This window comes from Peribacillus loiseleuriae (genome assembly GCF_001183985.1).
GTDB lineage: Bacteria > Bacillota > Bacilli > Bacillales > DSM-1321 > Peribacillus > Peribacillus loiseleuriae.
In genome coordinates, this window is sequence record NZ_LFZW01000001.1 from 1996124 (window position 1) to 2010351 (window position 14228).

Sequence of the window (14228 nt, forward strand, 5' to 3'; positions counted from 1 at the left end):
TTTTAGGAGGTAACGTAATGAAAAAAAATAAACTGTTTATGATGATGATTTTATGCTTCTTATTTATATCTGGATGCTCAAAAGAGAGTAAACAAGAAGAGATATTTGAGGGCTTTTCTGAAATGTTAACGAAACAAGATTACGGTAAGCTGTATGCTTTATTATCGAAAGAATCAAAAGAATACATAACAGAGGAAGACTTTGTGACAAGATATACAAATATTTACTCTGGTATTCAAGCCATTGATATAAACTTAGAAAAGGAAATAGATAATGAAGATAATGTGATTCCATTCTCTATAGGAATGGAAACTGTAGCAGGCAAGGTTAATATATCGGATTATCAGTTAAAGTTAGTAAAGGAAGAGAAAGAATGGAAAATCCAATGGGATGAGAGCTTGATTTTCCCTAATATGAAAAAAGGAGATAAGGTCAAGGTAGATATTGATAAAGCAATAAGAGGCAGTATTCTTGATAGAGATGGAAATCCACTTGCTAAAGATGGAGTAATCAAAACAGTTGGAATAAATCCAGAGGTGTTTGATCAAAGCAATCAAGAAGAGAAAATAAAAGAAATGGCAACTATTTTAGACATAAGTGAAGAAAATATTATGAAAAAACTAGATGATAATACAAAACCAAATTACTTTGTTCCAATTGTCGATATTCTATCCGATGATGAAAAACTAAGAAAGTTACAAGATAGAGGAGATGACGGAATTTTCGTAAACAGTAAAGATTCAAGGGGATATATGAATCATGAAGCTTTCGGAAGACTTCTTGGATACGTAGGAAGTATTACTGCTGAGGAAATGGAAAAGAACAAAGAAAAAGGATATAGTACTACTTCACTCATTGGAAAAGCGGGTCTTGAGCAGGTATATGAAGATACATTAAGAGGAATAGATGGAGCAGAGATTTATATTGAAAGAGACGAAGAAAAGGTAGAAACAATTGCAAAACATGAACCACAAAAGGGTCAGGATATTAAATTGTCAATTGACTCTGATTTACAAGCTAAAATTTATGATGAAATGAATGGCGGGAAAGGTTCAGCAACAGCTGTTAATCCAAAAACTGGAGAAATTCTTGCTCTTGTTAGTTCTCCTTCTTATAATTCTAATCGCTACACAACATATGTAACGAGAGAAGAACAACAAAAGCGTGAAGAAAGTGATTTTGCTGATCAAGTAAATAGATTTAGTAAACTGTACTCACCAGGTTCTGTCTTTAAATTAATTACTGCTGCAACTGGACTTGAAAAAGGAACAATTGATCCAGAGAAGCAAATTTCCATCAATGGTCGTTCATGGAAAAAAGATAGTTCCTGGGGGAACTATAGTATTACAAGGGTGAATGATCAATCATCTGTCAACTTAAAAGGTGCAGTGAAATACTCGGATAATATCTATTTCGCCATGAGTGCTCTTGATCTGGGAAATGATGATTTTATTGCTGGAGCGAAAAAATTTGGAATTGGGGAAGAATTAGAAATTGGTTATCCTTTAGGCAATAGCCAAATCTCAAATGATGGAAGCATTGGTCGTGATATTCTTCTTGCTGATTCAGGATACGGACAAGGAGAAGTCATGGTTACATCCTTAAATATGGCTCTTGCTTATAGTGCATTATCAAATGATGGAAATATAATGGTACCATCACTTATTCAAACAGAAGATCAGGAAGTAGAGATTTGGAAAGAATCAGCCATATCACCTGAGCATCTATCTACATTGCAAAGTGCATTTACTGCTGTAATTCATGAAGAAGGTGGAACAGCAACTGCTTCAAAAATCTCAGGAGTTCAATTAGCTGGAAAAACAGGAACAGCTGAAATAAAAGTATCTCAAGATGATGAAGATGGAAGTGAAGATGGCTGGTTCATTGTAACAGATTTAGATTCTTCTAAAATATCTCTTGCAATAGTGCTTGAAGATGTGAAAAAGAAAGGTGGCAGCAGGGCTGCTATACCAATTGGCAAAAATACATTGTCTGATTACTTACAAAAAATAAAGATAATTTCTGTTGGAGATTAATAGAACAGAATAGGCTCAATTTATTAATGTTGTTGAAGATATTAATAAAAATATTGAAGAGGTATCACTATATAACTTCACGAATCTTAGTAAAACACCTAAGATGCAAGACTCTAAATTTCTAGAACCTTTAAAAGCTATAGCTGAAAAACGTACTATAATTAGAGATATTAGACATAATAAAACTCATAAAGCTGAATCAGAACTTATTCGAAATAAAGATCACATCTAAGAAGAATCTATTGGTGATAAACCTACGAAATTTATTATGCACGCTGCATTGATTGAAACAATCTCAAATACGCTTGCTAAAGAAGAGAAAATTCAATTAATTGGATTTGGCACATTTGAAGTACGTGAACGGGCAGCTCGAACAGGTAGAAATCCACAAACAGGAGAAGAGATGCAAATTGCTGCTTCTAAAGTACCTGCTTTTAAACCAGGTAAGGAATTAAAAGAGGCTGTAAAATAATATAAATAGATCTATTAAATAGAAAATACTCTGGGGATGAGATATTCTCCAGAGTATTTTCTATTTAAATATGTATCAATTTTGTTTTTTTAATAGATATGAATTTGAAAAAAATCTTGATTGTTTGTAGTTTGTATCCTGCATGCAGGCATAGGTAATTCAATCATAGACTGTCTCGTGTGATGAACGGGCAGACATGAAGGTACATATAATGGGTTAACCTTCACTAATATTGGCTGCCCTTTATGAGTAGCCTTTTTTGTGGGCCTATCATGAAGGGTTAGGTAAAAATTGGTGTTAATAAATTGAGAGCAGGATTAGTGAAGGATTGACCTGTTAATAGAGCCAATTAGCTCTTTTAGTGACCTCTCAGCATATTCGTTGGATTAAATTAGTGGTTTCATTTATCGCGGATGAAGATAGAGAAGTATTTCTTGTGATGATGCTCAACACCAAAAATCAGGTTATAGGGATTCATAGAGCACATGTAGGGAGTCTGAATGCAAGCATAGTCCATCCGCCCGATGTCATAAAAAAGCGCTATTCTAAATAATGCCGTATATTTCCAATACAGAATCGTCCAGTAAGGAAGTGTCAATCACTACCCAGGATGTTAAAGCTACATGAAAACAGTCTAAAAACACTTAGTGATTTTGTGTAATACTGGGATATATTGGTGATGAGAGTAGATTCATATACCATCTTTACTATCAGTCACATATCTATTATCTTGTATAGTATAAAATAAGAACACACCTTGAATTTGTGTATTAGAAATTTAATTCATACTTGACTTATGTGTTTTGTTTGATTAAGATAGTATATAATTATAATGTATATAATTATTCAGATCAATATCATACAGAAACTTATCCAGAGAGGTGGAGGGAATGGCCCATTGAAACCTCAGCAACAGCTTCTTTTTAGAAGACTGTGCTAACTCCAACAAGCTTAACCGCTTGGAAGATAAGTTGAGGCGGTCCCACTCATTTGGAAACCCTCTTCTTATCTTTAAGAAGGAGGGTTTTTATTTATTTCATTTAGATGAATCTATAAAAAGGAGGGGTTCGAATGAGCCAACGGAAAACTGTGGAGGATCGACGCAAAATATTAATAAATAAACTGATTGCTTTTCATGTATATAAAAAAGAAGATAAGCATCTTTTGGAGTTAACACTAACAGAACTAGAAAATGAATATAGAATATTTCAAGCACATAGTCACCCTCATGGTGATTTGGGGTCCATACAATGGACTAGTAAAAAACCATGATTTGTAAGCAGTAGTCCTTCGCTCAGTTATTCCAATCTTTATAGGGTATTTCCTTCAGAATAGATGGAAAAACGTGATAATTTCATCCAATGGTTAAAAATGGTGATCAGTATATGAGAGGCATCTGAAAGGGGAATCTTCATGAACAGTAAAGAGCACCAATTGTCGGTAAATGATTATTTAGATTTGTACCTGTATGCAGAAAGGATGGACGATCCATTGTGGCAACAAGAAATTATAGAAAAACTACAAAATTTCCATTAGGAGGTGGGACAAGCCCAAATGGCCAGACCGAAAATCATTGGAACAGAAATGTACAAAATCACAACCACAAAGGAGTGTTTTTAATGGAATTAAACCCAATTTTTGAAGTGGTACGAATTAAACAGGAAGTCAGGGAAACGTCAGAGCCATTTTCATCCTATCGGATTGCATCACCAGGCGATGCGCAAGAATTAGCGGTTTCAATTATCGCGGATGAAGATAGAGAAGTATTTTTTGTGATGACTCAACACCAAAAATCAGGTTATAGGGCTTCATAGAGCAAATGTAGGGAGTTTGAATGCAAGCATAGTCCATTCGCGCGATGTCATGAAAAGCGCTATTCTAAATAATGCCGCATCCATTATTGTCAGCCATATTTCTTTTATTTTCAAACAAATATAAAGAAATTATGCAATATTTTGTAAGGGAGTAACAATTCTTAAAAGAAGCGTTACCTATAGCTCATCAAATGTTATTCACATTGTATACTATAGATTATTCCAGTTCTGTTTATTCCAAAAAAAAAATATATTGATCATAATTTGAATAGATGGTATCATGAATTACCTTATAACCAAGTAATCCGATAGATTTAAATGTTTATTTATTAGTTATTTAAGATTTAAGAGCTAATCAAAAGTCTTAACTCAGGTTTTGGAGGTATAAATTATATTTACATTAAAATTAATAAATACAAAATAACGTGAATAGAGGTGTTCTTATGAGTAATTATACAGAAATAACAAAAGGGTTGACACAGGTAGCACGTAGTGCATTGGAGCAGCATAGAGCATATAGAGGATTTTCAGAAACGGTCTGGGCCCAAGGGGTTTTGCCGTCAAAGGAAAAGGAATTAATCGCAGTAGGAGTAGCTCACTCCACAAAATGTCATTATTGCATCACACACCATACACAAAAGGCAAAAAACGAGGGTGCCAGTGTCGATGAAGTCATTGAAGCGGCGATGGTAGCCGTTGCCCTCGAAGGTAACAGCTTTTCTTTAGAAGAGGCTACAAGCAGGCTGCCGGATTTGGCTGCAAGTCCAGGTTCAGAACAGGATCCTTTTTTACACCATTACGAAAAGCTGTTTGCTCTGACATACAGTGTGTTCGAACCAAAACATCTATCAGCCAAATTAAAATACTTAATTGCCATTGCAATTTGTTTTACAAACAAATCAACCCATCATCTCGATGAGTTTATCAGCAAGGCATTGGCAACGGGAGCAAGTCCGGAAGAAATCAAGGAGACCTACTATATCTCAGCACTGATGAAGGCCGGGGGAACAATGAGTTATATATCAGAAGCAATCAATTCATATCATACCAACTATATCTACTGAAAGAGGACAAAGACATGAGAAAAAAAACATTATTTAACTTTATCTTGCCAACTTTACTTGTATTATTTTTAGCAGGATGCAGCAATGCTGCCGAGGTGAAAAATGATAGTCCTGAAGAAATCGTCATTGGCGCAATATACCCGTTGACAGGTAATTCAGCAACAGTTGGGAACCGCAATAAAGAAGCCTTACAGTTGGCTGAAGATTTAATTAATAAGAAATACGATCTTGACCTGCCGTTTGCGGATACAGAAGGCATTCCGAACTTTGACGGAGCTAAAATTAGAGTAGTATTGGCCGATTCTCAAGGAAAACCTGAGGTTGCGGCGAGTGAGGCCCAAAGGCTTATCAGCAGGGAAAAGGCCTCGATTTTGATTGGAGCGTATGCAAGCTCGAATGCAGCGACAATAGCACAGGTAGCGGAACGAAATGAGGTGCCCTTTCTAGTGGCTGACTCAAATTCACCTTCTCTGACTGAGCAGGGCTATAAATGGCTATTCCGTACGGTTCCATCTGAAAACAATCATATTACGGATGTATTTACACTTCTCGGTGAAATGAAAAAGCAGGGGAAAAACATTACCAATATTGCCATCATGAATGAAAATAGTTTGTGGGGATCTGACATTGCCAAGGAGCAACTGGAACAGGCTGAGGAAAAAGGGTATAACATCGTTTCACATGTAGAATATCCTTCGAACACTACTGACTTGAACAGCGAAGTCCAAAAGATCAAGGCGGCCAAGCCAGATGTGCTATTAATATCGTCCTATACCTCGGATGCGATTTTGTTTATGAAAACGGCGAAGGAATTGAAATTCCAACCACAGGCTATCATCGCTAGCGGTGCAGGCTTTTTAGATAATGCCTTTAAAGAGAATATGGGCTCTCAGGCAACGGATATTATCTCCCGTGAACTATGGTCGATTGACCTGGCTGTAGATAAACCCGTCTATCAAGATTTAAATGAAGAGTATAAGAAAAGAAGTGGCGGTACCGACTTAACCGGAGACCAAGTAAAAGTCATCCAGGGACTTCTTGTGGCGGCTGATGTACTAGATAGAAGTAAATCGCTTGAAAGTGCCGATCTGCAAGAAGCATTTGTAGCTACTGATATTGCAAGTGAAGATCTTGTATTGCCATGGGACGGTGTGAAGTTTGCCCCTGATACCCACCAAAATGAAAAAGCGAACGGAATTCTTGTCCAATATCGAAACGATACGTATTCAACGGTATTTCCATTCGAACTTAAGAATGTAGATATCAACTGGCCATTTTCATCCTGGGATCAAAAGAATTAAATAATGAAAAACATCCAGAGATAGAAAGGATTACACTATGGAACTTTTATTTCAAATCATACTGAACGGCCTGATTTGGGGTTCAATTTATGCCTTGATTGCCATCGGACTATCCTTGATTTGGGGAGTCATGGACATTGTGAATTTTGCCCATGGGGACTTTCTGGTCGTCGGTATGTATGTAGCCTACAGCGTGTTTGCTGCGACTCAGCTTGACCCGCTTATTGCCGCTCCCATTGCAGGAATTGTATTATTTGTAGTTGGAATGCTGACCTATTACCTTATTATCCGCAGGGTGGAGGGGGCAAGCTTATTAATCCAAATCGTTGCCACCTTCGCCGTTGGGCTTTTTTTGAAAAACCTGATGCAGTTCATTTTCAAAACAGATTATCTATTGATTAAAGATGAGCAACAAAGCTTCTTTAGCGGCAGTGTCACATTGTTTGGTGCCGATATTAATTCAGCGCAGCTTGCTACGGCCGTGATTTCAATCATTGTTGCCGGAATCTTTTTTGTTTTTGTCTACAATACGAGGACGGGACGCTCGATGCTTGCGGTTTCCGAAAATCCATACGCAGCAAAATTGATGGGAATTAATATTACCAAAATAAACGTTATTGCCTGGGGGCTTGGCGCAGCCATCGTCGGAATATCAGGCGCCCTGCTTTCCAAGTTCTATTATATTTTTCCAACAGCAGGGGCCCATTTTGGTTTGCTATCATTCATAATTGTCGCAATGGGTGGATTTAAAAGCATGTGGGGCGCACTTGTTGCAGGGATAACAGTAGGGGTAGTGGAAGCGTTGGCCAGCTTTGCAAGCAATTCTTCTCTAAAGGTAGCCTTTGTCTTCCTTGTTTATATTGTAGTAGTGCTCATCAGGCCAAAGGGCTTTTTAGGGAAATAGAAAGGGAGATGGAAATGATGCTTCAAAAGAAAAACCTGCCTTATATGGTCATCCCCCTGTTAATCATGCTGATTCCGCTGTTTTTGAAGGATGCATACTTTATGCAGATTTTCATTCTTTTCTTTATGTATGTCATACTTGCTACCGGCTGGAATATTATTGGCGGTTTTACGGGCCAGGTTTCGTTTGGTCATGGAGTATTCTTTGCAATCGGAGCCTATTCCTCGGCGATGCTCAGCCTGCGCTTCGAACTCTCGCCCTGGATTGGAATGGTTGTCGGGATGGTGATCTCAGCCTTTGTCGCCCTTGCAATTGGACTACCTTTCTTCCGGCTCTCAGGTCATTATTTTGCTATCGCCACACTTGCACTGGCAGGCATTGCTTCTGCGTTAAGCCTGAACTGGGATTTCATCGGTGGAAGTACAGGTTTGTATCTTCCTATCAAAGAAAGCGGCTTTTGGAATCTACAATTTGGTGCTGATAAAATACAGTATTATTATATCGTCTTTTTTTTGGCTATATTAGCTGTCTTGTTCAGTCTTTACTTATCGAGGTCCAGGGTCGGCTATTACTTCCGAGCAATTAAGGAAAATGGAGAGGCAGCGGCAAGTCTTGGTATCGATGTCTTGAAATATAAGCTTCTGGCCTTTGTTTATAGTGCCGTGATTGTTTCAATCGGGGGAACCTTTTATTCTCAATATTATCTCTATGTGAATCCCGAAGGAGTATTGAATAGCGACATCGGTATCCAAATGGTTCTTATGACTGTGCTTGGCGGCGTAGGGACAATTATCGGGCCAATTATCGGGGCGGCCTTTCTTGTCCCTCTCTCTGAATTGATCAGAGGCTATATCGGCGGCACTTTCACAGGGGTTGACCAAATGATTTATGCATTCATCATCATTCTGGTGGTTACTATGCAACCAACCGGTATTATCGGCTTTTTAAAGAAAAAAAACAGAAAGCCAGGCTATTTAAACAAAAAAATTCCAAAAACCGGCGGTGATCTTCATGACTAGTCCGAAGTTATTACTGGTAGAGGGACTAAGCAAGAGCTTTGGCGGTGTTAAAGCAACGGATGATGTTTCTTTTTCAATTGATAAAGGGGAAATTGTCGGGCTGATTGGTCCGAATGGAGCAGGTAAGACGACTTTGTTTTCGTTAATTTCTGGATTCGTGAAGCCTACTGCAGGTAAGATTCATTTTAATGGAAATGATATCACAAGAAAGAAACCACACGTTATCTGTAATTTAGGTTTGACAAGAACCTATCAAATTGTTAAGCCGTTCCAGGATATGACGGTACATGAAAACATAATGGTTGGTTCTTTTTCACAAACAGTTAAGACACAACAGGCGAGGGCAGAAGCAGAGAAGATTATGGAGCTGGCGGGGTTGAAGGAAAAAGCCAAGGTGTTGAGCAAGGAGCTGACCATCGCTGAGAAGAAGAGACTCGAGCTGGCAAGGGCCCTGGCTACGAAGCCTCAATTACTGCTGCTTGATGAAGTCATGGCTGGATTAAATCCCGTAGAAACGAGTGAAGCAGTCGAGATAGTCCGATCCATATCAGAACATGTTTCCGTCTTGCTTATTGAGCACAATATGGATGTCATTATGCCTCTTTCGGATAGGGTATTGGTGCTCGACGCTGGAAAAATCATCGCAGAAGGCCTCCCCGAAGAAATTAGGGGCAATGACAAAGTAATCAAAGCCTATTTAGGAGAAAAAGCTTATGCTAGAAATTAATAACTTATGCTCAGGATACCGTGGTGTCCAGGTATTGAACGAAGTAAGTCTAAATGTACCGAAAGGCGAGATCATAACGCTGATCGGTGCAAATGGGGCTGGAAAAACAACGATGATGAGGACGCTGAGCGGTACCGTTGAGACCATGTCAGGTACAATCTTGTTCCAGGGTAAGCCAATTGAGTTCAGGCCTACCCATTACCGAGTGGAAAAAGGCTTGATTCATTGTCCGGAGGGAAGGGAACTTTTCCCGAATATGACGGTAGAAGAAAACTTGCTTTTAGGAGCTTATACCATCAAAACAAAAGATAAAATAAGGGAAAACTTTGAAAAAGTATATAACGTCTTTCCAAGACTATATGAAAGAAAAAGCCAGCGAGCCGGCACATTGAGCGGAGGAGAACAGCAAATGTGCGCCATTGGCAGAGGCGTGATGGCTGATCCAAAACTGTTGATATTGGATGAACCCTCCCTTGGATTATCCCCGAAGCTGACGGAAGAGATGTTTGTGTTAATTATGCAAATCAACCAGACCCTGAAAACTACGATTCTATTAGTTGAGCAAAAAGTGGCTGATACTTTGGAAATTGCCACATACGGATATGTGCTGCAAACGGGTAGGATTGTTGCAGAGGGACCTGCTGCTGAATTGAAAAATAATTCGATCATTCATAAGGCCTATCTGGGAATATAAGAAGGCATCTGGTGAAATTTGAACTTATAACCAAGATATTGAACATTTTTTAAAAAAAGTACCCCATTGGGGTTGTAGACAATCTAAAAGGAATCTAAAAACCTGTGTAGCATTTTTTCTATACAGGTTTTTGAGATTGGCGAAATTAATATGATGTGTGGTAAAGGTGAGTGTCTCATCATTATAACTCTCTGTTAGTTAAATAACTTTATTTATATTCAACACTAGTAATAGGGTTCTGGTGCAAAAATTTCAGCTAACTTGAAACTAATCTCTAAATCTTGGACATACTGATACTACTAAACTAAAAAGGACGTGTATCCGTATGAAAAAACCAGTAGAATTCAAATGGAAACATTATCAGCCTGACATTATTTTATTAACGGTCAGATGGTACCTACGGTACAGCCTCAGTTTTCGTGATTTGGTGGAATTGATGGAGGAACGAGGCTTATCTATGGCTCACACAACGATTATGCGTTGGGTACATCAATATGGGCCTGAATTAGATGAAAAAAAGTACGGCGTCATCTTAAGTCAACCAATGACTCCTGGAGAGTAGATGAAACCTATGTGAAAGTCAAAGGTCAATGGATGTATCTGTATCGTGCCGTTGATTCAGAAGGGAATACCATTGATTTTTGTCTAAGCGAATCAAGAGATAAACAAGCAGCCAAACGCTTTTTTAAGAAAGCCTTGGCTTTTTCGCACGTTTCTAAGCCTCGTGTGATAACAGTAGACAAAAACCCAGCTTATCCAATCGCTATCCAAGAGTTAAAAGAAGAAAAGCAGATGTCTGAAGGCATCCAACTAAGGCAAGTTAAATATCTCAACAATATCGTGGAGCAGGATCATCGCTTTATTAAAAAACGAATTCGCCCGATGCTTGGATTAAAGTCCTTACGGACTGCCAAACGAATTATTGCGGGGATAGAGGCTATGCACATGATCAAAAAAGGACAGACTCTCCAAAGGGAGAAGTCTGTCCAAAATCAAAAAGAATTCATCCATCAACTGTTTGGACTAATTGCTTAGGATCAGGGGTCACTAGAAAACTTTCGCTTTTTTATATTTTATTCAAGTATTTGCACCAGAACCGGAAAATGGGCAGGGATGTGTGGAGAGATGGCAGAGGATGAAATTGCGATTCCAATTTTACTTGGACTTGGTTTAGATGAATTCAGTATGAGTGCTTCATCTATTCTCCAAGCGAGAAGCCAAATTCGTAAGCTATCAAAGGAAGAATTGAAAGGTACTATTGAACAACTTTTAAACATGGACACAGTTGAGGAAGTTGAACGGTCTATTAAGGATATGTTTTGAAACTGATTATTCCTCGTAGTTGATTTATAGGATTAATTATTTTTTAGTAAACGAATCAGTTCAATAGCAATTGCTTTTATTAAAGGATCAAAACGACCAAATTTTTCGCGGATATAAATTGCGAGAAAGATTCGGTCGTTTTTTTTGTAAGACTTCAAAATTCTCATGATGGACGAAGCGACAGCAAGCCTTGATAGCCAATCTGAAAGTGTTGTCCAACAAGCATTAACAAGGATAATGAAGGGACGCACGACATTCGGTCATTGCCATCGCTTATCGACGATCGTTTGATGGGGTACAGACAACATTTCGGAAATATTGTAGGTTAAGGCTGGAGCTGTTGATATAGCAGGGATGTTCCAATAACGTCCGTTTATGGTTCCTCCCTTAATCAAGTTTTAGAAGTGCTGAAATCAGTCCATTTACAGCATCAAAACTCATTACCAAAAACAAAGTACCATTCACTGAAGGGTGAATACCTTTTTGGTAAAGTCTTAGTGTACACATAACAAGCAATTTTTGTAGGTTAACTTGCTTACCGTACAAAATTTCCGAAATGTTGCGAGACCCATGGGCAGGATAGTTGTGCGAAATGATTCTAGTGGATTGTCCAGGTTTACTAAATAAAGTACAGTACAATTTTGCAAATTGCTATGTGACCCATTTGGTCTATTTTTTGCAAATCGATTTTCTTATAATTCAAGTAGGACATAATACTTATGAATTTAGGTATGAGATTATGTTTGGGGTGGTTGACAAAATGGATCGAAGGAGTTTAGCAGTTTTAAATCAGCTTGTTCAGACTGATTCTTATGTTACAGTCCAGGAGCTTGCGCAAACATTTAATGTTTCAAAACGAACAATTTATAATGATTTAACCAAAATTAATGATTGGCTGAAGGAGAGTGGGCATCCCGGGATTAGACAAGTACGTGAACAAGGATTATATCTTGATGAAAATGTAAAAGAAAAAATGGTAGCACAATTACCAATAAGCAATAATCCGTATTATGAATATTCGCCTAGTGAGAGAAAGGCCTGGGTTTATATCTATATTGTGGCTCAAGAACATTTCTATTATTTGGCTGAATTTATGGAGCTATTCCAAGTAAGTAGGAATACGATACTTGAAGATATTAAGAAATTAAAAGAAGAAGTAAACGATTTTCGATTACAATTGGTTTCCGAGCATCGCCAGGGCTATAAGATAAAGGGTGATGAAAGCGACATAAGGCGAGTGTTGACCCACTATTTAACATTTGTAACACCTGACAATGGATGGTATGAAATTATTGCTGATTCAACTTCAGCAAATACATCAGAAGAGAAGCGATTGCTTAGACCTTATTTAATATTCAATAATGATGAAATGCGTTTAGTAAAGCATCTTTTAATTGAGTATGAAAGAAAATCTCATATAGAATTCACTGATGAAATATTGAATAATTTAGTGATTTGGTTTTACTTATTTTTTAAAAGGATTAAGCAAGTGCAATATGTCAAAATTGATTCTGTTGAAAAAGAAGTAATTAAATCTACTGAAGCATTTGAAGGTGCAAATATTTTCTGTTCTCATTTATCAAGAGAAATAAATATTAACATTCCAGATGTTGAGGTTTATTATATTGCCAAATATTTATTAAGTGCCAAGGTGAATTATGATTTAAATCCGCAATATGAAGAAAACAAGGAAATGAAATTGTTGTTTCAAGTAGTTGAAAAAATGGTTTCTGATTTTCAATTATATGCAGCTGTAAATTTTTTTGAAAAAGAACGTATGATTAAGAATCTGTTCGTCCATTTAAAGCCTGCATATTATCGAGTAAAGTATGGTATCGAGATAGAGAATGCTTTGCGTGAGTCTGTTGAGCAGAACTATCCGGAAGTGTATCGCCTAACTAAAAAAGTCATTCATCATTTTGAAAATTTGATTAATCAACCAGTAACAGATAATGAAATTACCTATATAGCAATGCATTTTGGAGGATGGTTGCGAAGAGAAGGAATTATTTTAAGCTCAGTTCGTAAAAAGTTGTTGATAGTATGTACGAGTGGGCTAGGAACTTCCCGCATATTGGAATCGCAGTTAGAAGGTCTTTTATCAGAAGTTGATATAGTAGGAGCAATTTCTCTTAGAGATTATGAAAAACAGGCTTTTTCTGTAGATTTTATTGTCTCAACGATTCCTCTTTCTGATAGGGGTATCCCGGTTTTCGTTGTTAAACCAATATTGGACAATAAGGATAAAGAAAAGTTATTGAGGAAAATCAATAGTTTAAATAATGAAACACATATTGATCAATTATATTCGGTGGATACGGTAATAGATATTGTAAAGCGCTATGCAATTGTAGAGGAAGAAGAAGCATTAAAACAGGAGCTTAGAAGATATTTACAATCTCCAATTGCTATAGATATTGAAAAAAGAAAACCATCTTTAGGTGAATTATTGCAACCTGAAAGAATTATAATGACCGAGCAAGTATCTGATTGGATGGATGCGATTCAACAAGCTGCTTTGCCATTATTGCATCAAGGATATATAAACGAAAAATATGTAAATACAATGATTGCAAATGTTTTAAAGCTTGGTCCTTATATTGTTATAGCTGAACAGTTTGCGCTTCCGCATGCTGCTCCGGCAGATGGAGTTAAAAAGAGCGGAATGAGCATGTTACATCTTGAAAAACCAGTTGATTTACAAGGAGAAGCAGTTCGAGTTCTTGTTGTATTGGCATCATGGGATAATGAACAACATTTGAAGGCACTGAGGCAATTAACAAAATTATTAAAGGCGAGCCGAAAAGAAATGATGTGTGCCAAAGATAAGGAACAAATCATAAAACTGATTCAAACATATTCGGCCAATTAGTT

The 14228-nt window shown here is 37.4% G+C and carries 12 protein-coding genes, 3 pseudogenes and 1 riboswitch; all 15 genes and pseudogenes read left to right on the forward strand.

Going from position 1 to position 14228, the window contains the following annotated elements; translation table 11 throughout:
• Positions 1 to 17 precede the first annotated feature (17 nt).
• The 15 genes and pseudogenes from AC625_RS09390 to AC625_RS09450 all read left to right on the forward strand — a co-directional run bounded on the left by AC625_RS09390 (position 18) and on the right by AC625_RS09450 (position 14226).
• Positions 18 to 2036 carry a penicillin-binding transpeptidase domain-containing protein gene (locus AC625_RS09390; protein WP_049681066.1) on the forward strand — a complete coding sequence of 673 codons (2019 nt, stop codon included), beginning with the start codon at positions 18 to 20 and terminating at the stop codon, positions 2034 to 2036.
• A gap of 286 nt (positions 2037 to 2322) precedes the next feature.
• Positions 2323 to 2508 (forward strand): annotated as a pseudogene (locus tag AC625_RS09395) (HU family DNA-binding protein); the annotation flags it as partial.
• 442 nt (positions 2509 to 2950) lie between these two features.
• Positions 2951 to 3061 carry a JAB domain-containing protein gene (locus tag AC625_RS25645; protein ID WP_342671011.1) on the forward strand — a complete coding sequence of 37 codons (111 nt, stop codon included), beginning with the start codon at positions 2951 to 2953 and terminating at the stop codon, positions 3059 to 3061.
• Positions 3062 to 3374: 313 nt separating this feature from the next.
• Positions 3375 to 3481, forward strand: a riboswitch (SAM riboswitch).
• A 98-nt stretch (positions 3482 to 3579) separates the two neighbouring features.
• Positions 3580 to 3780 carry a Fur-regulated basic protein FbpA gene (gene fbpA, locus AC625_RS09400; protein ID WP_049681068.1) on the forward strand — a complete coding sequence of 67 codons (201 nt, stop codon included), beginning with the start codon at positions 3580 to 3582 and terminating at the stop codon, positions 3778 to 3780.
• A gap of 347 nt (positions 3781 to 4127) precedes the next feature.
• Complete coding sequence (locus AC625_RS27650) at positions 4128 to 4322, forward strand: hypothetical protein (protein ID WP_049681069.1); 195 nt, start codon at positions 4128 to 4130, stop codon at positions 4320 to 4322.
• Positions 4323 to 4338: 16 nt separating this feature from the next.
• Positions 4339 to 4446 carry a JAB domain-containing protein gene (locus tag AC625_RS27655; RefSeq protein ID WP_245644970.1) on the forward strand — a complete coding sequence of 36 codons (108 nt, stop codon included), beginning with the start codon at positions 4339 to 4341 and terminating at the stop codon, positions 4444 to 4446.
• 319 nt (positions 4447 to 4765) lie between these two features.
• On the forward strand, positions 4766 to 5386 hold the full coding sequence (locus AC625_RS09410; RefSeq protein ID WP_049681070.1) for a carboxymuconolactone decarboxylase family protein: 621 nt from the start codon (positions 4766 to 4768) through the stop codon (positions 5384 to 5386).
• A gap of 14 nt (positions 5387 to 5400) precedes the next feature.
• A complete protein-coding gene (locus AC625_RS09415; RefSeq protein WP_049681071.1) occupies positions 5401 to 6687 on the forward strand; it encodes an ABC transporter substrate-binding protein in 1287 nt (428 codons plus the stop codon).
• Between the two features lie 37 nt (positions 6688 to 6724).
• Entirely contained in the window at positions 6725 to 7591 is an 867-nt protein-coding gene (locus AC625_RS09420; RefSeq protein WP_049681072.1) for a branched-chain amino acid ABC transporter permease, read from the forward strand.
• 17 nt (positions 7592 to 7608) lie between these two features.
• A complete protein-coding gene (locus tag AC625_RS09425) occupies positions 7609 to 8610 on the forward strand; it encodes a branched-chain amino acid ABC transporter permease (RefSeq protein ID WP_049681073.1) in 1002 nt (333 codons plus the stop codon).
• The gene (locus tag AC625_RS09430) at positions 8603 to 9337 is read left to right on the forward strand and encodes an ABC transporter ATP-binding protein (RefSeq protein WP_049681074.1); all 735 of its coding nucleotides are present in this window, start codon (positions 8603 to 8605) and stop codon (positions 9335 to 9337) included. Before AC625_RS09425 ends, AC625_RS09430 begins: the two co-directional genes overlap by 8 nt.
• Complete coding sequence (locus AC625_RS09435; protein ID WP_049681075.1) at positions 9324 to 10031, forward strand: ABC transporter ATP-binding protein; 708 nt, start codon at positions 9324 to 9326, stop codon at positions 10029 to 10031. The genes AC625_RS09430 and AC625_RS09435 overlap by 14 nt, the downstream gene beginning before the upstream one ends.
• A gap of 325 nt (positions 10032 to 10356) precedes the next feature.
• Positions 10357 to 11066: pseudogene (locus AC625_RS09440) on the forward strand (IS6 family transposase).
• A gap of 57 nt (positions 11067 to 11123) precedes the next feature.
• A pseudogene (locus AC625_RS09445) lies at positions 11124 to 11354 on the forward strand (putative PEP-binding protein); the annotation flags it as partial.
• A gap of 760 nt (positions 11355 to 12114) precedes the next feature.
• Positions 12115 to 14226: a BglG family transcription antiterminator gene (locus AC625_RS09450; RefSeq protein ID WP_049681077.1), complete on the forward strand. Its 2112-nt coding sequence runs from the start codon at positions 12115 to 12117 to the stop codon at positions 14224 to 14226.
• The last annotated feature ends 2 nt before the right edge of the window (positions 14227 to 14228 follow it).